18 protein-coding genes, 1 pseudogene and 1 riboswitch are annotated in these 19368 nt (G+C 36.5%); of the genes and pseudogenes, 9 read left to right on the top strand and 10 right to left on the bottom strand.

Annotated features, from left to right (window positions below; genetic code table 11):
* Positions 1–5 precede the first annotated feature (5 nt).
* Together DJ93_RS14820 and DJ93_RS14815 are read right to left on the bottom strand one after the other, a co-directional pair.
* A complete protein-coding gene (locus DJ93_RS14820) occupies positions 6–524 on the bottom strand; it encodes a hypothetical protein (RefSeq protein WP_042981592.1) in 519 nt (172 codons plus the stop codon).
* A 263-nt stretch (positions 525–787) separates the two neighbouring features.
* Positions 788–1027, bottom strand: coding sequence for a helix-turn-helix domain-containing protein (locus tag DJ93_RS14815; protein WP_080743480.1), 240 nt, complete (start codon positions 1025–1027; stop codon positions 788–790).
* 192 nt (positions 1028–1219) lie between these two features.
* On the opposite strand from DJ93_RS14815, the gene DJ93_RS14810 reads away from it, so the two are divergent.
* Positions 1220–1588, top strand: a complete 369-nt coding sequence (locus DJ93_RS14810) for a hypothetical protein (RefSeq protein WP_042981591.1) — start codon at positions 1220–1222, stop codon at positions 1586–1588.
* A 231-nt stretch (positions 1589–1819) separates the two neighbouring features.
* Here the strand turns inward: DJ93_RS14810 and DJ93_RS14805 are convergent, their stop codons facing one another.
* Positions 1820–2869 carry an NAD(P)/FAD-dependent oxidoreductase gene (locus DJ93_RS14805; RefSeq protein ID WP_042981589.1) on the bottom strand — a complete coding sequence of 350 codons (1050 nt, stop codon included), beginning with the start codon at positions 2867–2869 and terminating at the stop codon, positions 1820–1822.
* A 331-nt stretch (positions 2870–3200) separates the two neighbouring features.
* On the opposite strand from DJ93_RS14805, the gene DJ93_RS14800 reads away from it, so the two are divergent.
* The 3 genes from DJ93_RS14800 (at position 3201) to DJ93_RS14790 (ending at position 6211) form a co-directional block, all read left to right on the top strand.
* Positions 3201–4118 (top strand): iron-hydroxamate ABC transporter substrate-binding protein, encoded by a 918-nt coding sequence (locus tag DJ93_RS14800; protein WP_042981588.1) that lies wholly within the window; start codon positions 3201–3203, stop codon positions 4116–4118.
* A gap of 72 nt (positions 4119–4190) precedes the next feature.
* Positions 4191–5204: a FecCD family ABC transporter permease gene (locus DJ93_RS14795; RefSeq protein WP_042981586.1), complete on the top strand. Its 1014-nt coding sequence runs from the start codon at positions 4191–4193 to the stop codon at positions 5202–5204.
* Positions 5204–6211: a FecCD family ABC transporter permease gene (locus DJ93_RS14790; RefSeq protein WP_181969226.1), complete on the top strand. Its 1008-nt coding sequence runs from the start codon at positions 5204–5206 to the stop codon at positions 6209–6211. Before DJ93_RS14795 ends, DJ93_RS14790 begins: the two co-directional genes overlap by 1 nt.
* A 52-nt stretch (positions 6212–6263) precedes the next feature.
* Here the strand turns inward: DJ93_RS14790 and DJ93_RS30625 are convergent.
* Positions 6264–6587 (bottom strand): annotated as a pseudogene (locus DJ93_RS30625) (class II aldolase/adducin family protein); the annotation flags it as partial.
* 531 nt (positions 6588–7118) lie between these two features.
* Between DJ93_RS30625 and ahpC the strand changes: the two are divergent.
* Both ahpC and ahpF read left to right on the top strand, forming a co-directional pair.
* A complete protein-coding gene (gene ahpC / locus DJ93_RS14780) occupies positions 7119–7682 on the top strand; it encodes an alkyl hydroperoxide reductase subunit C (RefSeq protein ID WP_042981584.1) in 564 nt (187 codons plus the stop codon).
* Positions 7683–7696: 14 nt separating this feature from the next.
* A complete protein-coding gene (gene ahpF, locus DJ93_RS14775) occupies positions 7697–9223 on the top strand; it encodes an alkyl hydroperoxide reductase subunit F (protein WP_042981583.1) in 1527 nt (508 codons plus the stop codon).
* Positions 9224–9271: 48 nt separating this feature from the next.
* Here the strand turns inward: ahpF and DJ93_RS14770 are convergent, their stop codons facing one another.
* Positions 9272–9880: an SAM-dependent methyltransferase gene (locus tag DJ93_RS14770; protein WP_042981582.1), complete on the bottom strand. Its 609-nt coding sequence runs from the start codon at positions 9878–9880 to the stop codon at positions 9272–9274.
* A gap of 82 nt (positions 9881–9962) precedes the next feature.
* A complete protein-coding gene (locus DJ93_RS14765) occupies positions 9963–11069 on the bottom strand; it encodes a M20 peptidase aminoacylase family protein (protein WP_042981581.1) in 1107 nt (368 codons plus the stop codon).
* A 229-nt stretch (positions 11070–11298) separates the two neighbouring features.
* Between DJ93_RS14765 and DJ93_RS14760 the strand changes: the two genes are divergently transcribed.
* Both DJ93_RS14760 and DJ93_RS14755 read left to right on the top strand, forming a co-directional pair.
* Complete coding sequence (locus tag DJ93_RS14760; RefSeq protein ID WP_042981580.1) at positions 11299–12408, top strand: mandelate racemase/muconate lactonizing enzyme family protein; 1110 nt, start codon at positions 11299–11301, stop codon at positions 12406–12408.
* Between the two features lie 14 nt (positions 12409–12422).
* Positions 12423–13118 carry an N-acetyltransferase gene (locus DJ93_RS14755; RefSeq protein WP_042981579.1) on the top strand — a complete coding sequence of 232 codons (696 nt, stop codon included), beginning with the start codon at positions 12423–12425 and terminating at the stop codon, positions 13116–13118.
* Between the two features lie 198 nt (positions 13119–13316).
* On the opposite strand, the gene DJ93_RS14750 is transcribed toward DJ93_RS14755, so the two are convergent.
* From DJ93_RS14750 to rlmD, 4 genes are all read right to left on the bottom strand, one after another.
* Entirely contained in the window at positions 13317–14024 is a 708-nt protein-coding gene (locus DJ93_RS14750) for a M48 family metallopeptidase (protein WP_042981578.1), read from the bottom strand.
* A 105-nt stretch (positions 14025–14129) separates the two neighbouring features.
* Positions 14130–14648 (bottom strand): YehS family protein, encoded by a 519-nt coding sequence (locus DJ93_RS14745; RefSeq protein WP_042981576.1) that lies wholly within the window; start codon positions 14646–14648, stop codon positions 14130–14132.
* Positions 14649–15127: 479 nt separating this feature from the next.
* Positions 15128–16117 (bottom strand): tRNA dihydrouridine synthase, encoded by a 990-nt coding sequence (locus DJ93_RS14740; protein WP_042981575.1) that lies wholly within the window; start codon positions 16115–16117, stop codon positions 15128–15130.
* Positions 16118–16339: 222 nt separating this feature from the next.
* Entirely contained in the window at positions 16340–17716 is a 1377-nt protein-coding gene (gene rlmD, locus DJ93_RS14735; protein ID WP_042981574.1) for a 23S rRNA (uracil(1939)-C(5))-methyltransferase RlmD, read from the bottom strand.
* Positions 17717–17837: 121 nt separating this feature from the next.
* Positions 17838–17939: riboswitch (purine riboswitch) on the top strand.
* A 208-nt stretch (positions 17940–18147) separates the two neighbouring features.
* Between rlmD and DJ93_RS14730 the strand changes: the two genes are divergently transcribed.
* Positions 18148–19344 (top strand): NupC/NupG family nucleoside CNT transporter, encoded by a 1197-nt coding sequence (locus DJ93_RS14730; protein ID WP_042981572.1) that lies wholly within the window; start codon positions 18148–18150, stop codon positions 19342–19344.
* Positions 19345–19368: the final 24 nt, after the last annotated feature.

Below are 19368 nucleotides of genomic sequence, written 5' to 3'. Positions count from 1 at the left end.
ATAGCTTATCTTCCGCGACTTGATTGTCTTTGTGCACGAGCTCTATATGATTGAGAAGAAGATGTATTCTCATTCTCATCACTGTCATCGCTCTCTTCAGATACTTGTAATCCATAATTCACACTTTTAATATGAAACTCTGAAATCTGCACAATTTCTTCTTTTACAATTAACGTTACGTAACCACAAGAAACGTCCTGTAAAATTCCTTCAATTTTTTCAGGACCACCTCGGTTAATTTTCACCCAGCGATATTTCAAGTTTTTAAGCAGGCGGTGAAAATTGTTTCCTTCTGCTAACGTTGGTAATAAGCTAATATCTTCTGAACTTTCTTTTGGATTTTTTGTAATACTTTTTAAATGCTGAAGTTGATAACAGTGAAATTCACCTTTTTCATTTAGTAATGTGAAATAATCTGAATGTACTGCCACGACTCTTCCCCTTTGAGATTCTGGTCCACCTCGGTTCACTCTAACATACTCTCCAATTAAACCATTCAATAAATTGCTACTTTTTGCACCCACGGGAAAACCCCTTTCATTAATTTATAAGTCGTTTGCACTGATAGTATATGTATCTGTACATGTTAAGTTCTCTATGTTTGTCCTATTATGAAAAAATATGCTTTTAACATGAAGGTACTAATACCTATCACATTCTCCTTATATCCCAACTTACTATGTCATTCACCTACATTTTTTAGTAACACGATGACAAAAAAGCCCCGTTTTAAAATGTATTTTCAGTACATCTTAAAACGGGACTATCTACTCATTTCACATCTTACTTAATCTTCGTCTTTAACATCCATATCTTCTGGAATTGGTTCATTCATGATTTCTTCCACTAATTGCTTATATTTTTCCATTTGTTCTAAATGTGTATTAAATTGTTCTTTATTCAACAAATATTGATCTCCATCAAATAAAGCACGGATACGCTTTTGTTGAATTAACTCTTCAATATACGACTTCGGTAAATTTAAATATTCCGCCGCTTCTTCTATTGTTATATACAATGCTTTCATTCCTTTATTAGTTTTTGGTATACATCATGCATCTTACTTTATTATAAGTTAATTTTGTAAACAAACGAAAAAGATTTTGTAAATCAAAATCAAAAAGCAGGTGGATGCATTCCATATATTGTATAATAATATAGTAAGTACTTTTTAAATATAGAATGGTATTACCCATTTACACAAAGGAGAGTTAACATTATGGCTACTCATCACATCATTACAATGTTAGAAGAATCATTACGAACTGAAACAGAACAAACAGGTTCTCAACTATCTAAAACTTTACCAAACAGAATTCTTTCCCAAACTGAAACTGTACATGAAGTCCATAATTATCGCACAATTGGAGAATGGTATAAAAATCATTTCTTATTCCAGCAAGACGATTTCCTTTGGGCTAAATATGCTTATTATGATGCATATTGTGAAGCTTTACAAAATCAAGGACACCTTACAAAACGCGTTCGCCACATATTAGAATCATTAGCTAGAAAACATGGGAAACAATATATTGCTTCTGTACAAAACATAAAATTTCCTAATGACCGAGCACAAGGAACAGCATAATTTGATTATCGCCAGGACAAACCCAACACAAATTCATTGTTTGCTAGAAAAATTTAAAAATAAAACGTTCAAGTCTTTGTATTCTTTTTTTTCAGAAATACATGTATATGGCATGAACTTATGAAACCGGTGTCATGATAATGGTTAAAAATATAGTAAACAGGAAAACCCCCATTTACATTTCTCGTTCGTTCGAGTGGAGAAGTAAATGGGGGTATACGTGTTCATTTATTATTTCATCATTTGCTTAATCAATTCTCGATTACGCTTTTTAAACACATCATTATGCGAAGAAACCATTCCGTATTCGCTTGCGTCTGGCTGAATAATTTGTTTCGCTTTATTCACAGCATTTCCAGCATCTTGGAATGCACCTGCAATTAAATGTAATTTCCCGTCATGCTTTAAAATATCCCCTGCAGCATATAACCCATCTATAGAAGATTCGCTATTTGCGTTACCTGCAATAAAATAATTATCTATAATTTCAACATCTAACTCACTATTGTCTAACAATGTCATATCACGCTCATATCCATGATTAATAATGACTTCATCAATAGCTAGATGAGAAACTTCCCCTGTTTCATGATTTGTTAGCTCAACATATTCAATCGTTTCATGATCTTCACCTGCAACTAATTTTGTAATTGACGTATTGAAGAAGCATTCCGCTGAACTATTCATAAGCTGACTCACTTGCGCCTCATGACCAGATAAAGTGTCTTTTCTATATGTTAAATAAACCTGTTTTGCAATTGGTTCTAATTCATTTGCCCAATCTATCGCAGAGTTTCCTCCACCTGAAATAATTACTGTTTTATCTTTAAAACGTTTTAAAGATTTTACCGTATAATTTAAATTTGATACTTCGAATCTCTCAGCACCTTCAATCGCTAACTTTTTTGGTTTCAATATACCACTACCAGTTGCAACAATGACTGTTTTTGAAAAATGCTCTTCTCCAGAAGTTGTTTTTAATACAAAAATCCCATCTTCATTACGTGTAATCGATTCTACTTTTTCATTTAAGACGACTTCTGGCTGGAATGTTAATCCTTGTTCTACAAGCTGATGAATTAATTTTTCACCGGTAATCGGTGGCAACCCACCTATATCCCATATCATTTTCTCTGGATAAACATGTATTTTTCCACCTAATTGTGGTTGAAATTCTATTATTTTTGTTTTCATTTCTCTTAGTCCACTATAAAAAGCTGAATAAAGCCCTGCAGGTCCTCCGCCTATCACGGTCACATCAAACAATTCCTCTTGATTCATTCATGTCACTCCTCAGCCACTAATCATTGATTATCATTCTCAATAAAATATAACCTGTTTTCACTAAATTTACAATCCAAATTACTATTGACAATACATCTATATAAAATTATATTATTTAAGGAGTCAATAGTGATAATCATTATCATCTTGTTAATAATTAACAAATTCGAGGTTACATTTTCTTTCATTAATACGGTGATTACTATATTGTAAAATCTAAAATTTAAGATTTTCAATAAAGATTTTGTATTACCACTAGCCTTTCAAAAGATCCACAGTTAAACAAATTAATATGTATCACATATCATCTATTAAAAGGAGAAAGACAATGAAAAGATTACTCATTTCACTAACAGTTCTTTTCGTTCTTGTTATGAGCGCTTGTAGCAACGGCTCAACAGACAAGAAGAACGATGCAAAAGATAGCAAGTCAAAAACAATTACATACCAATCTGAAAATGGTAAAGTTGAAGTTCCAGCAAATCCAAAACGTGTTGTTGTCCTATCGTCATTCGCTGGGAACGTAATGTCTTTAGGTGTAAACCTTGTTGGGGTAGATTCATGGTCTAAACAAAACCCACGTTTTGATAGCAAATTAAAAAATGTTGCTGAAGTATCAGATGAGAATGTTGAAAAAATCGCTGAATTAAATCCAGATTTAATCATCGGTTTATCAAATGTTAAAAATGTTGATAAGTTAAAGAAAATCGCTCCTACTGTGACATTCAGATACGGTAAAGTTGATTACTTAACACAACATGTAGAAATCGGTAAATTATTAAATAAAGAAAAAGAAGCAAAAACTTGGGTTGATGATTTCAAGAAACGCGCTCAAGTAGCAGGAAAAGAAATTAAAGCGAAGATCGGTGAAGATGCAACAGTTTCAGTTATCGAAAACTTCAACAAACAAATTTATGTATACGGCGATAACTGGGGCCGTGGAACAGAAATTCTTTATCAAGAAATGAAATTAAAAATGCCTGAGAAGGTGAAAGAAAAAGCATTAAAAGAAGGCTACTACGCATTATCTACTGAGGTTTTACCTGAGTTTGCTGGAGATTACTTAATCGTAAGTAAAAACAAAGATACTGACAACTCATTCCAAGAGACAAAATCATACAAAAACATCCCAGCAGTAAAAAATAATCACACATTTGAAGCAAACATGATGGAATTCTACTTTAATGATCCACTTACATTAGATTTCCAATTAGACTTCTTCAAAAAGAGCTTTCTTGGCCAATAATACAACAGTGAGGAATTCTTAAATTAAGAATTCCTCTTCCTTTATTCTACGAAAAGAAAAGATGTGAAACTGATGACAAAAGATGATAATATACGTTCCACCACTTTTACATACAAGTTTATTCTAGGAATCATTGCATTCTTTCTTATTTTTATGGTCGCAATGGTATTTGGTGCTGCCGATACTACTGTAAAAGACGTATGGTTAGCACTTACTTCTTCCGCTAAAGGAGATAAGTTATCCATTATTCGTGAAATACGCTTACCACGTGAAGTTGCAGCTATTTTTGTAGGAGCTGCACTCGCTGTATCGGGCGCTATTATGCAAGGGCTAACGCGAAATCCCATTGCCGATCCAGGACTACTTGGACTAACGGGTGGTGCAAATGCTGCACTTGCACTGACAATCGCCTTTATTCCTTCTGTTAGTTACCTATACTTAACAATCGCTTGCTTTACCGGGGCAGCAATTGGTGCACTTATGGTTTTCGGAATTGGTATGGTGAAAAAAGGTGGACTCTCTCCCCTTCGAATTGTACTAGCTGGTGCTGCTGTCTCAGCATTTTTAGTCGCGATTTCAGAAGGTATTGGCATTTACTTTAAAATTTCACAGGATGTATCACTTTGGACAGCTGGAGGAGTAATTGGAACGACATGGGGCCAATTAAAAATTATCATTCCAGTTATTTCAGTAAGTATATTCATCGCGATTTTACTTTCAAAGAAATTAACTGTTCTTAGTTTCAGTGAGGAAGTCGCAATTGGATTAGGTCAAAAAATTATTTTCATTAAAACAATTTTATTTATTGTTATCATCCTACTTGCTGGCGCTTCTGTAGCACTTGTTGGAAACATGGCATTTATCGGCTTAATGGTGCCTCATATAGTTCGCCCAATCGTCGGTCCAGACTATCGCTTTGTTATCCCGATGTCAGCAATTACTGGCGCTTCCTTCATGCTACTTGCAGACACTATCGGCCGTACAATTAATGCTCCGTATGAAACACCGGTTACTGCTATTGTCGCGATTGTAGGATTACCATTCTTCCTATTCATTGTACGTAAAGGAGGAAGATCATTCTCATGATTCAACAATCTATTGTAAAAAAACAACGTCTTATTATACTTGCATTACTTATACTCACGATCACAACAATTGTAGTTGGAATGGGGCTTGGCTCTGCATCTCTATCCTATGATCGATTAATTCCAACACTTATGGGACAAGGAACTTTTAAAGAAGAATTCGTTTTATACTCCCTTAGATTACCTAGAATTGTTATTACTCTATTAGCTGGGATGGCGCTTGCTTTATCAGGTGCTATATTACAAGGGATTACTCGAAATGATTTAGCTGAACCTGGTATCCTTGGAATTAACTCCGGGGCTGGCGTTGCAGTTGCTATTTTCTTTTTATACTTTCCGATAGACGTAGGTTCATTTATTTACTTACTACCAGTCGTTGGATTTATCGGTGCTTTTCTTACAGCTTGCCTCATCTACGTATTTTCATATAGTAGAACGGAAGGGCTTCAGCCAATAAGATTAACACTAACGGGGATTGGATTTGCATTCGCTCTTTCCGGAATGATGATTGTCCTTATTTCATCGGCAGAACGTACCAAAGTAGACTTTATCTCAAAATGGATTGCCGGAAACATTTGGGGCGATGATTGGGTCTTCGTTTTAGCAATGCTTCCTTGGTTAGCTATACTCATTCCATACGTTTTCTATAAAGCCAATCGTTTAAATATCCTTGCCTTAAACGAACAAGTCGCAATTGGGGTCGGCATCGAAATTGAAAAAGAACGCCGCTCCTTACTAATAGCAGCTGTAGCATTAGCTGCCGCTGCCGTTTCAGTAACAGGTGGAATCTCCTTTATCGGACTGATGGCTCCTCATATCGCAAAAGCTTTAATAGGTCCTAGACATCAAATGTTCATCCCTATTGCCGTTTTAATCGGCGGATGGCTATTGCTACTAGCAGACACTATTGGACGTCATATCGTCGAACCTAGCGGTATTCCCGTAGGTATTGTCGTTGCTTTAATTGGGGCACCTTACTTTATGTATTTATTGCTCAAGAAATCATAAAAAATCCCCTCGAGAAATTTTTCTTGAGGGGATTTTTTTATTGAAATGTTTTTTATTGTTGCCCATACCCTTCAAACTTTCTCGCCAAATTTTCCATCTCTTCTGCTGGCAATAGCTTTGGTTCCCCAATACTCTTCGTTTGATAATAGATTTGAGCGCAAAACTCAATGTCTTCTGCTATGGTAAATGCCATTTTTATATGATTCACACCAGCCATTAAACCTTGATTAGCGAGTAAAACTGCACGACGGTCAATCATTCCTTCAAAGGCTGCTTCTGCTAATTCCTTCGTACCAAGCGTTTCATACGGTGCACAGCGTACATTCGGACCAGCAAAAACAATGAAATACGATACCGAAGGAAGCTCCCAACCTATATCCTGTTCTTTTTGGTTTTATTATAGCTTGCTAGAGATGGGCGTCAATGTTTCTATTTTGTTCATTGCAATACGCTTTCTATTATATATATTTAAAATAACAACTCTTTTTCAACAATATTACGATTCATTTTGTTTTATTTATTGCATAATTCTATGTAAAATAAATAAGAAGATACTTTTCAAATTCACTATCTACTAAGAAACCTTTCCCTCTAAAAAACTTGATTATTCCATACTATACATTTCCATTTCAACTTTAAACTCGTGTATCAAAAATAATGAAAAATACAACTTCACTCATACGAAACTTCAATCTCTACCATATCACCATCAAATTACCTACTAATTTCATTTAAAAGTAAAGATTACGTAAAAGTATAATAAAGTTCGTACATTCTCCTTGACAAAATAACTGATTTTATATGATAATTAATATCGAATTAGAATTATTATAGTTAATTAAAAAATATATTTTATGAGCAAACTAATTTCCGATGCTCAAAACCAACTTTTAGGAGGAATTTTAATATGTTATTAATCGGCACAGAAGTAAAACCGTTTAAAGCTAATGCTTACCATAATGGAGAGTTTATCCAAGTTACTGACGAAAGTTTCAAAGGAAAATGGAGCGTAGTTTGCTTCTACCCAGCAGACTTCACATTCGTATGCCCAACTGAACTTGAAGACTTACAAAACCAATATGCAACTTTAAAAGAATTAGGCGTTGAAGTATACTCTGTATCTACTGACACTCACTTCACGCATAAAGCATGGCATGATAGCTCAGAAACTATCGGCAAAATCGAATACATTATGATTGGTGACCCAACTCGCACAATCACTAGCAACTTCAACGTATTAATTGAAGAAGAAGGTCTTGCTGCTCGTGGTACATTCATCATCGATCCAGACGGCGTTATCCAATCTATGGAAATCAATGCTGGCGGTATCGGCCGTGACGCAAGCATCCTTGTTAACAAAGTGAAAGCAGCTCAATACGTACGTAACAACCCAGGTGAAGTTTGCCCAGCTAAATGGCAAGAGGGTTCTGCAACACTTAAACCAAGCCTTGACCTTGTAGGCAAAATCTAAGGAGTTCGATCAAAATGATACTAGATGCAGATATAAAAGCACAACTATCCCAATACCTTCAATTAATGGAGAACGATATTCTACTTAAAGTTAGCGCAGGAGACGATAATGTATCGAAAGATATGTTAGCTCTAGTTGATGAATTAGCTACGATGTCTTCTAAGATTTCAGTAGAAAAAGCAGAATTAGAGAGAACACCAAGCTTTAGCGTAAATCGCCCAAGCGAAACTACTGGAGTAACTTTCGCTGGTATTCCTTTAGGACATGAATTTACTTCTTTAGTGTTAGCTTTACTACAAGTTAGCGGACGTGCTCCAAAAGTTGAACAAAAAGTAATCGATCAAATAAAAAACATTCAAGGCGAATATCATTTTGAATCTTATATCAGCCTAAGTTGTCATAACTGTCCTGATGTTGTACAAGCTCTTAACATAATGAGCGTTCTTAACTCTGGTATTACACATACTATGATTGATGGCGCTGCATTCAAAGAGGAAGTAGAAAGCAAAGACATCATGGCAGTACCAACTGTTTACCTAAATGGCGAATCTTTCGGAAGCGGTCGTATGACACTTGAAGAAATTTTAGCTAAAATGGGTAACGGTCCAGATGCATCAGAGCTTTCTGATAAAGATCCATACGATGTTCTTGTTGTTGGTGGCGGCCCTGCTGGTGCAAGTGCAGCAATTTATGCAGCACGTAAAGGCATCCGTACTGGTATCGTTGCTGAACGCTTCGGTGGTCAAGTAATGGATACTATGGGTATTGAGAACTTCATCAGCGTAAAACGCACTGAAGGTCCTAAGCTAGTAGCAAGCCTTGAAGAACACGTAAAAGAGTACGACATCGATGTAATGAATCTACAACGTGCAAAACGTTTAGAGAAAAAAGAACTTATTGAAGTGGAACTTGAAAACGGCGCTGTTCTGAAAAGTAAGAGCGTAATCGTTTCAACAGGTGCTCGCTGGCGCAACGTTGGCGTACCAGGTGAAGCTGAGTTCAAAAACAAAGGTGTAGCATACTGCCCACACTGTGACGGTCCATTATTCACTGGAAAAGATGTAGCAGTTATCGGCGGTGGTAACTCTGGTATTGAAGCAGCTATCGACTTAGCGGGTATCGTTAAGCACGTAACTGTTCTTGAGTTCATGCCAGAATTAAAAGCTGATGCTGTATTACAAGAACGTCTTAACAGCTTACCTAACGTAACTGTTCTGAAAAACGTTCAAACGAAAGAAATTACTGGTACTGACAAAGTAGACGGTATTTCTTACATCGATCGTGAAACTGAAGAAGTTCACCACGTTGAATTACAAGGTGTATTCGTTCAAATCGGTCTTGTGCCAAACACAGATTGGTTAGGCGATACCGTTGAACGCGTTCGCGGTGAAATCGTAACAGACAAGCACGGTGCTACAAACGTATCAGGAGTGTTTGCTGCAGGTGACTGTACAAATAATCCGTACAAACAAATCATCATCTCTATGGGTTCAGGTGCAAACGCAGCTTTAGGTGCATTTGATTACTTAATCCGTAACTAATAATAGACGTGAGTTTTAAAAAGCAGGTGCCCAAGGCACCTGCTTTCTTTATAATCCTAATTTATAAACTAAAAACCTCTCATTCCCATTCCTCTCATAAGCACCCGGCAATCTAACTTCCTTCTTCAGCTCAAAAGCAGTTTGATTCTCTAAGAAAAAGATATAATCTTCAGATGGATAGTATAAAATAATATCCACTTCCCTCTCTGTTTCCTCTACCGAAAGCAAAATGTTATTCACTACGTTCATAAACACTTGTACTGAAAACGGATTAAAGAAATAAAATCGGTTATCACGCGGATCAATCTCATATTCTTGCGCTAAACAACACTCAAATTGAATTTTATCTTTACCGTTTCTCACTTTTCGTGAATAGCGCTCACGATTATCCATCGCTTCTTTATAAAACTCTTCATTCATTTCAATGCCAACCGCTGATGCACCGCACTTATGATGCATGTAAAAGTTTAATCGTCCTTTTCCGCACCCAAAGTCTACAATTCGATCACTATTTTTTATTTCATATTGGTTTAACAATTCCTCTAACCCACTATATGGCGTCGGTTCATAGCGATGGTAATGCAAAGATTTATTAAATCCCTTCTGCTCACCAACTGTTTTTATATGTAATACAGCATCGTAATATTGTTCGTTCATTCGTTTTCTCCTATTAAGAAATGATACTTATTATTATACACCACAGAAAAAAGCCTGATTTTTATCAGGCTTTAAACGAATATTACTTTAAAACTTTCAACACAGTTTGCTTCAATATTTCTACCCCATCTACTATACAATCATGATTAAACTGCATACGTGGATGGTGTAACCCTGGTTTTAAGTTAGCCCCGAGTCCCAGCATAACGGCTTTTAAATGTGGTCTTTTCACTGTATAGTAATGAAAATCATCGCTTCCTGTCGTATACAGTGGTCCAGTACATCCCTCTTCCCCATACACTTCAAGAATACCTTTACGCATAAAGCGCTCCGCTTCTTCTGATACTTCTGCTCCTGGCGCAAGATCAATCCACTCATAATAAATTTTGGATCCCATGGATTCAGTAGACGTAATTACGTGCTCGATTTTTTGTTTCAACTCATCTAGTAATATATTATTTTCTGCCCTTACATCTAAGCTAAAATGACCGTTTCCCGGAATGATATTTAAATTATCACCACCAGCTTGGCATCTCGTCATCTTAACAGAATGCGATGTTTGCGGTGGTAACCATATATTTTTCAATCCGATATTAATCATTGAAATAACGTCAATTGCGTTTATACCTTGATGTGGTCTCGCTCCATGTGCATCCTCCCCATGAATCGTAACTTCTAAAAAACCTGCTGCTCCGTGACGAATCGATGGTGCCGCTTGTTTCAAAGGCAATTCCTCAATCGGTCGTAAATGAACACCAAATAGGAAATCAGCATCATCCACAGCACCTTTCTCTACCATCTTTAAAGCACCATTTCCTTTTTCTTCAGCCGGCTGAAAAATAAATCTAACAGTACCATTTCCCCATCTCATGTTTTTCAATTGTAAAACAAGTCCCATCACAATCGTCATATGAGCATCGTGACCACATGAATGGTTTGCTTTATATTCCCCATCTACTTCTTGCCATAATGCATCCATGTCGGCACGAATAGCGATAACCGGCTTCCCGCCCCCAACCTCAGCGATCACTCCAGGACAATCATCAAATGTTTTATATGGAAGTCCTTCTTCTTTTAGAAATTGAGTAATATAGGCTGTCGTCTCATATTCCTTCCAGCTTACTTCAGGGTTTTCGTGTAAATGCTGAAAAATTTCTGTTAAACGCTCTTGTAGCTCTAAAGTTTTCAACTTCCATTCTCCTTCCTAAATTCGAAGCAGTTTTATCATTCATAAAAAATCCTATTTTGAAGAATATATTGAACATTCACTCAAATGTCAAGAGATTGTCCCTGCATTTCTTTTGAAATATAATAAAGTTAACAATTCAGAAAATTATTTTTAAAAATCATTCATCACTAGTCTAAACTTCTTATGAATATATGTAGCTTTAAATCTATAAAAGGACGTGGATTATACAATGAAAATTACAGCTATTCACATTTACGCAATTCGTTTACCACTTCGCAATCCGTTCGTTATTAGTTATGGTTCTTACCCTGATATGCCTTCTATTATCGTTAAAATGGAAACGGATGAAGGGATTGTCGGTTACGGTGAAGGAGTCGCTGATGATCACGTTACAGGTGAATCGTGGGAAAGTACTTTCCATGTTTTAAAACATACGTTAGCTCCAGCTCTACTTGGTAAAAATCCAATGCATATCGAAAAAATTCACGATATCATGAATAGCACCATTTATGGTGTTCCTACCGCAAAAGCCGCTATTGATATTGCTTGCTTTGACATAATGGGTAAAAAATTAAACCAACCTGTATATCAATGCATTGGCGGACGCTATCATGAAGAATTTCCGGTTACTCACGTTTTAAGCATCGCCTCCCCAGAAGATATGGCGGAAGAAGCTGCTTCGATGATACAAAAAGGATATCAATCATTCAAAATGAAAGTGGGTACTGACGTAAAAGAAGATGTTAAAAGAATTGAAGCTGTACGTGAGCGTGTAGGAAATGATATTGCCATTCGTGTTGATGTAAACCAAGGTTGGAAAAATAGCGCAAATACATTAACAGCACTTCGTTCACTAGGACACTTAAACATTGATTGGATTGAGCAACCTGTTGTAGCTGATGATATCGATGCTATGGCTCATATTCGCTCAAAAACAGACCTTCCACTTATGATTGACGAAGGATTAAAAGGCTCTCATGAAATGCGCCAAATTATTAAGCTACAAGCAGCTGATAAAGTAAACATAAAATTAATGAAATGCGGCGGCATATACCCAGCTGTTAAACTTGCTCATCAAGCTGAAATGGCGGGCATTGAATGTCAAGTTGGCTCCATGGTTGAATCGTCTGTTGCTTCTTCCGCAGGATTCCATGTTGCCTTTTCTAAAAAAATCATTACAAGCGTTGAACTAACAGGCCCATTAAAATTTACGAAAGATATTGGAGACTTATCTTACGATATACCATTTATTCGTTTAAACGAAAAACCAGGATTAGGCGTTACAGTGAATGAAGACACACTACATGAATTAACTGTGTTTCAAGACGTTGTACGTTAAAGGAGGATCTTAACATGACTATTCTTTATGAAGGAACATTAAAACAAAACGAGCGACTATTTCACGTTACATTATTATCTTTAAATCATATCGAACAAATTTTATCATTACAAAATGTTGTAATTGAGGCATTAGAAAATAAAAGTAGCCTGCAGCCTCTTACAAGGGAAGAAATTCAGTACATACTAGAGGGAAATGGCATGATGATTGGTGCTTTTATAGAAAACGAGCTCATTGCATTCCGTGCCCTATTAGTCCCTCCTATTGACGAAGAACATTTAGGACTTGATATTGGTTTACCAGAAAGCGAATTACACCGCGTCATCTATCAAGAAATATCAAACGTTCACCCTGATTATCGTGGAAACGGTATGCAAAAAATATTAGCGAGTGTCATTATGGACGAATTACAAAAATCAAATAACAAATTCGATTACATTTGTTGTACCGTTGCGCCATTTAATATTCCGAGCTTAAAAGATAAATTTGCGCAAGGAATGGAGATTGCTGCGCTGAAGGAGAAGTATGGCGGGAGTTTGCGGTATGTTTTTGTGAAGGATTTGCGTGGGGACAAGGAACGCAATTGGATTGATGTTAAGAGTGTTCCGATGAGTGATGCTGGTGGACAGCAGGCGTTCCTTTTGGAGGGGTATCGTGGGTATGAGATGGAGAAAGTAGAAGGAGATTTTGTTATGAAATTTGGACGATAATCTCTATGCTCGAAAAAAAGGAGATGTCCCTTGTGACATCTCCTTTTTCTCCCCGCCGAACAATTCTTTGGTAAATAAAATTATATCAGCGATTCTTCAAATTTATCGACCACAACTCCAAATTTATCAGCGATTTCTCAAATTTATCGGCGATTCGACAAGGAATATCGATTTACAGACAAAAATCGACACCACCTGCTAAACCGTCATCTTCCAACTAGATAACGCTAACCAGTTCTCCATTTCCTTATAATCAGGCATTATCTTCCCGACAAGACGCCAAAAAGAGCGGTCGTGATTTAAATGAACCATATGGCACATTTCATGAACAACTACATAGTCAATTACCCGCTGTGGTGCCATTGCTAGCTTCCAATTGAATGTTAACTGTAGATTTGAATCACAAGTGCCCCACGTACGACTACTATCTGTAATACGAATAGAACGCGGTTTTGTTTTAAAGTTACTTTGATGCGCTTTAATACTCTTCTCTACTAATGCTTTGCACTGCTTATAGTAAAATCGTTTTAAAGCTTGTTGTATTTTCTCATCCTTAAGCTCTTTCACATAAGTATGTAGCTTATCCCCTTCAAACACTGCATTGTCTTGCGTAATACTTACATCTTGAGAAATCTGTATCGGATACGTGTTTCCTAAATATAGAAAGCCCTCTCCTTGATCATAAGCCTTTTCCTGTGGACCACGTACTCTCTCCTGCATTTCCTTACGTGTTTTCTGAATCCAATCCCATTTCTCCTCTAGCAACTGGATTATATATTCAACAGGCGTACCTTTCGGAGCTTGTGCTTCCACATTCCCGTAAGAATCTACATAAAGACGTACAGATTTTTTCTTCTTATAAGTTATATGAAAATTAATTGTCTCATCTAAATATGTATGTACCATTTCATCACCTAACGTATTCGTTCATAATTATTTTTACAAATAAAAAAGAGTAGGATACAACGTCCTACTCTATCTATTATATCATTTACTGCTTTAACAAACTTATTATCCTCTATACTTTACAGCTAATCCCTTTACAAAATTCCTTGCGTATCTGTCACCGCACTCTTTGTAATTTTTATGGCCTTTTTTTCTTAATAGAGCGCCCAGTTCGCCTTTTGTGACCTTAACTCCTACGCTATCTAATATATCAAGCACATCTTCACTCGTTAAAGATAGTGCGATTTTCATTTTCTTTAAAAGAAGATTATTCGCACTCTCATTACTCTGTACAGGTGCCGCTTGTCCTGGTTTCGGATCTTGCTTTCCTCTTTTTAAAGTAATAAATCCATTTAAAAATGAATCTAACATCATCATATCGCATGTTAATACGTAATCATCTTCGACTACATCAGCGTTTTCAGCTTCATGTTGTGGACTTTTCTTTACTTTTGTAAGCATATCAACTACTTCTTCTTTCGTCACTTCCATGCCACCAAGTTTAAAGATTTCCACCATATCTATATCTTTTATATCCATAGCATATCTTACTCTTTTTAATATATCGTTGTTGCTCATTGCCATTGTGTTTCCTCCTGAAATGTTGATTATTTATACAGCAGTTAAAGCGTGTCCTCTAACATACTTTAAATTATTATGTTAAGTATAACTTTTAAGATAATATCCGCTAAATTAATACTTTAACATTTTAAAGATAGGTTTTATAGTCTTACTCTAACTTTTCTCCATCATTGTATCTATGTTTGTTGTATGCTTATAAAAAGATTTCCATCTTAACATTAACTAAAAGAAAAAACAGTGCTTTGATTTCTCAAATACACTGTTCTTTTCCAGCTCTACGCTTATTTTAAACTCATCCAAGCCACATCATACTCCACATGTGCAGAGTGTACATGGCAACACAAGGGTACTTTTGTCTTTATTACATTCTTAAGATTTTTGCTTTCAAAAAAACAGACTTTCTCAAAACAAAAGTTATCGGCTGACTGAATAAAATAAATACCCACAAATTAATACAATCCATTCCCTCTAACTTTCAAGAGTTACACTGTCTCACTGTCCCCAGCCCCATCAACACTCGCTTCAAACTTATCAAGCAACGTACGCACTTCATCTGTTGATTTCGTGCTCATCAATTGATTTCTTAATTCAGCAGCTCCATGGAATCCTTTGACATAAATTTTGAAAAAGCGATGAAGCCCTGTAATTGAACGTGGCAGTACTTCCGCATATTGATCTTGAAGATCAAGCTGCAGTCTTAAAAGATCAAGGTGTTCTTTGCTGCTATGCTCTTTTGGCTCTTTTTCAAAAGCAAAAGGATTTTTAAAAACACCTCGTCCGATCATAACGCCATCGATACCATATTTTTCAGCAAGTTCCATCCCAGTTTGACGGTCAGGAATGTCTCCATTGATTGTTAGTAGCGTATTCGGTGCGATACGGTCACGTAATTTTTTGATCTCCGGAATTAGTTCCCAATGCGCATCTACTTGGCTCATTTCTTCTCTTGTGCGTAAATGAATAGAAAGGTTCGCAATATCTTGTTTGAAAATATGCGTTAACCAATCCTCCCACTCATTTAACTCTTTAAAGCCAAGTCGTGTTTTTACGCTTACAGGCAGTCCGCCCGCTTTTGCTGCTTGAATAAGTTCTGCCGCAACATCTGGACGTAGAATAAGGCCACTACCTTTTCCTCTTGATGCCACATTCGGTACAGGACAGCCCATATTAATATCGATGCCTTTAAATCCTAGCTCCGCCATACCAATACTCATTTGACGGAAATATTCAGGATTATCTCCCCAAATATGTGCCACCATTGGCTGTTCATCTTCTGTAAAAATCAAACGGCCACGCACACTTTTCATACCCTCTGGATGACAATAGCTATCCGAGTTTGTAAACTCTGTGAAAAATACATCCGGTCGACCGGCTTCACTTACTACGTGACGAAAAACAACATCTGTCACATCTTCCATTGGTGCAAGTACAAAAAATGGTCGTGGTAAATCACGCCAAAAATTATCTATCATTTCAAACTCAAATCCTCTCACTATGAATACAACTTCAAACTCTCGGTCAAAAAATATAAAGCCAAATATTACACTTACATCATGTTTAATAACTTATTATCAAACACGAGTAAATTTGTGAAAATCGGCAATGTTTATTTTAACTAAAATCGGTCCTGAATGGTATTTTTATAAACCAAAAAGCAGATGGTATAGATTTTTTCTATATCAACTGCTTTTCTATTATACCAACTTAAGCCAGGCCACACACTCCACATGAGTCGTATGCGGGAACATATCAACAGGTTGTACTTCCTGTGTTTTATATCCGCCTTCTTCTAGTACTTTTAAGTCACGTGCTAATGTTGCTGGGTTGCATGATACGTATACGACGCGTTTTGGCTTCATGTCGATGATTGTGTTTAGTAGTGCCTCGTCACAGCCTTTACGTGGTGGATCAACGACCATTGTATCGGCGATTACGCCTTCTTTGTACCATTTTGGAATGACTACTTCTGCTTCTCCTACTGCGAATTCTGCATTTGTCATGTTGTTTAGTGCTGCGTTTCTGTTTGCGTCTTCGATTGCTTCTGGGACGATTTCAACACCGTATACTTTTTTCGCTTTTTGCGCTAGGAATAAGGAGATTGATCCGATTCCGCAATATGCATCAATTACTGTTTCGTTACCATCTAGTTTTGCGTATTCTAACGTTTTATCGTATAGCACTTTCGTTTGTTCTGGGTTTACTTGATAGAATGAACGCGCTGAAATCGCAAATTTAATGTCACCAATAAAGTCATAAATATATTCTGATCCGTACAGTACTGTCGTTTTGTCTCCGAAAATAACATTTGTACGTTTCGTGTTTACGTTTTGAACGATTGATTTTACTTCTGGGAATTTCGCTGCGATTTTTTCAATGATTGCTTCTTTATTTGGCAGTTCCGCTGTACGTGTAATGAAGACAAGCATAATTTCCCCTGTTACTTGTCCAAAGCGGGCCATTACGTGGCGAAGTGTTCCTTTATGGCGCTCTTCGTTATACGCTGTGATGCCGTGTTTTTCACAAATACGCTTTACTTCTTGAATTAATGTATCGTTTTCTTCTGCTTGAATTAAGCATGTTTCCATATTAATGATGTCATGTGTTCCTTGACGATAGAAACCAGCTACAAGTCCACCTTCACGTTCTCCAATTGGCACTTGTGCTTTATTACGGTATACCCAAGGATTCTTCATGCCAAGTACAGGATGAACGGGAACATCGTTTAGTCCACCGATGCGCTGCATAACGTCACGTACTTGCTTCTCTTTCGCTTTTAGTTGTCCTTCATATGTTAAGTGCTGAAGCTGACAACCACCGCATTGGTTGTATACTGGGCATTCTGCATCTTTACGATATGGACTTTCTGTATGAAGCTTCATTAAACGACCAAATGCGAAGTTTTTCTTCACTTTAATAATTTTGATTTGTGCCTCTTCACCTGGCAATCCGTTTTTGACGAAAATAGGATATCCTTTTACTTTCGCAACACCGGCACCATCATGTGTTAAATCTTCAAACACTACATCTATAAACTCGTTTTTTTCAACTGGTGGCGTCATTTTTGTACTCATTTTCCGACCTCTCTTTTTCATAACACTGCGTTACATTTTATCATACTTATATGGTCTATTTCTATTGGAAGAAAAAAAGCTATTGACGATGCTTCTCTATTAATGTTACGCTACTACTAATTTGATACGGACGATGTTACCTCATATATACTCGATAATATGGATCGAGAGTTTCTACCCGGCAACCTTAAATTGCTGGACTATGGGGAAAACTAATGAATATTAGCTTGTTTTTTTGTATACAAAGACTCATATTGATTAGCTTTCTCTCATAGATGAAAGTGAATCCATATGAGTCTTTTTTATTTTTTACTTTTCTAAAAGGTCAGACATCTTACGTATGACATAAAACCTTTACTACTTAATTTATTAGTTATATAACGAGCGTTTTATGTAAAAACTTTATACGAACTTCTGAAAGGGGCAACTACATGCAATACGTAATGAGCGTTATCGGTATTCTTGCCGTGTTAGGTTTATGCTTTGCTTTGTCAAACAACAAAAGTAAAATCAACTTCCGTGCAATTGCTATTATGATTGGTTTACAAATTTTAATCGGTTGGTTTATGTTTGGCACAAAAATTGGTCAGCAAATTATTATTTTCATTGGTAAAGTCTTCAACAAGCTAATTAAACTTGGTACGACAGGTGTCGATTTTCTCTTTAATGGAATTCAAAGAGATTTTGTCTTTTTCTTAAATGTATTATTAATTATCGTCTTTTTCTCAGCACTACTTTCTATTTTTAGTTATTTAGGTGTTTTACCATTCATCGTTCGCGTTGTCGGCGGTGTAATTTCAAAAATTACTGGTTTACCACGCGTTGAATCATTCCATGCGGTAAACTCTGTATTCTTCGGTTCAAGTGAAGCATTAATCGTTATTAAAAATGATTTACAGCATTTCAATAAAAACCGTATGTTTATCATTTGTTGTTCTGCGATGAGCTCAGTTTCTGCTTCTGTTACCGCATCATACGTTATGATGTTGGATGCGAAATATGTACTAGCAGCTCTTCCGCTAAACTTATTCTCAAGCTTAATCGTTTGTTCTTTATTAACACCAGTTGATACGAAAAAAGAAGAAGAAACAGTTCAAAAATTTGATCGAAGCCTATTCGGGGATAGCTTTATTGGTGCAATGATTAACGGTGCATTAGATGGTTTAAAAGTAGCTGGTATCGTTGCCGCATTAATGATCGCCTTCATCGGTGTGATGGAAGTTATAAACTACGTAATTAGTGCCGCTTCTGGTGCAATGGGACATGCTGTTACTTTACAACAAATCTTCGGCTATATTCTTGCTCCATTTGCATTCTTAATGGGTATTCCAGCTCATGATATTATCCCTGCTGGTGGCATCATGGGTACGAAAATTGTTTTAAATGAATTCGTAGCGATCTTAGACTTAAAAGGTGTTGCTTCAACGTTATCTCCACGTACAGTTGGAATTGTTACAGTATTCTTAATTAGCTTCGCAAGTATTAGCCAAATTGGTGCGATCGTTGGTACAATTCGTGCCCTTTCTGAAAAGCAAGGAAGCGTCGTATCGAAATTCGGTTGGAAAATGCTATTTGCATCAACACTTGCTTCTATTTTATCTGCGACAATCGCTGGATTGTTTATTTAATAAAAAACCACCTTACTTGTTTAA

It is taken from the genome of Bacillus clarus (assembly GCF_000746925.1).
Classification (GTDB): Bacteria; Bacillota; Bacilli; order Bacillales; family Bacillaceae_G; genus Bacillus_A; species Bacillus_A clarus.
The sequence above is the reverse complement of the archived record's forward strand: the minus strand, read 5'-3'. Positions and strand labels throughout refer to the sequence as shown.

Bases quoted from the DNA above. Each gene is read 5' to 3' on its own strand.
- DJ93_RS14745 (WP_042981576.1), bottom strand. From the start codon at position 14,648: ATGGCAATGAGCAACAACGATATATTAAAAAGAGTAAGATATGCTATG.
- DJ93_RS14810 (WP_042981591.1), top strand. From the start codon at position 1,220: ATGGCTACTCATCACATCATTACAATGTTAGAAGAATCATTACGAACT.
- DJ93_RS14800 (WP_042981588.1), top strand. From the start codon at position 3,201: ATGAAAAGATTACTCATTTCACTAACAGTTCTTTTCGTTCTTGTTATG.
- DJ93_RS14770 (WP_042981582.1), bottom strand. From the start codon at position 9,880: ATGAACGAACAATATTACGATGCTGTATTACATATAAAAACAGTTGGT.
- DJ93_RS14750 (WP_042981578.1), bottom strand. From the start codon at position 14,024: ATGGTACATACATATTTAGATGAGACAATTAATTTTCATATAACTTAT.
- DJ93_RS14760 (WP_042981580.1), top strand. From the start codon at position 11,299: ATGAAAATTACAGCTATTCACATTTACGCAATTCGTTTACCACTTCGC.
- ahpC (WP_042981584.1), top strand. From the start codon at position 7,119: ATGTTATTAATCGGCACAGAAGTAAAACCGTTTAAAGCTAATGCTTAC.
- rlmD (WP_042981574.1), bottom strand. From the start codon at position 17,716: ATGAGTACAAAAATGACGCCACCAGTTGAAAAAAACGAGTTTATAGAT.
- DJ93_RS14740 (WP_042981575.1), bottom strand. From the start codon at position 16,117: ATGATAGATAATTTTTGGCGTGATTTACCACGACCATTTTTTGTACTT.
- DJ93_RS14805 (WP_042981589.1), bottom strand. From the start codon at position 2,869: ATGAATCAAGAGGAATTGTTTGATGTGACCGTGATAGGCGGAGGACCT.
- DJ93_RS14730 (WP_042981572.1), top strand. From the start codon at position 18,148: ATGCAATACGTAATGAGCGTTATCGGTATTCTTGCCGTGTTAGGTTTA.
- DJ93_RS14815 (WP_080743480.1), bottom strand. From the start codon at position 1,027: ATGAAAGCATTGTATATAACAATAGAAGAAGCGGCGGAATATTTAAAT.
- ahpF (WP_042981583.1), top strand. From the start codon at position 7,697: ATGATACTAGATGCAGATATAAAAGCACAACTATCCCAATACCTTCAA.
- DJ93_RS14795 (WP_042981586.1), top strand. From the start codon at position 4,191: ATGACAAAAGATGATAATATACGTTCCACCACTTTTACATACAAGTTT.
- DJ93_RS14755 (WP_042981579.1), top strand. From the start codon at position 12,423: ATGACTATTCTTTATGAAGGAACATTAAAACAAAACGAGCGACTATTT.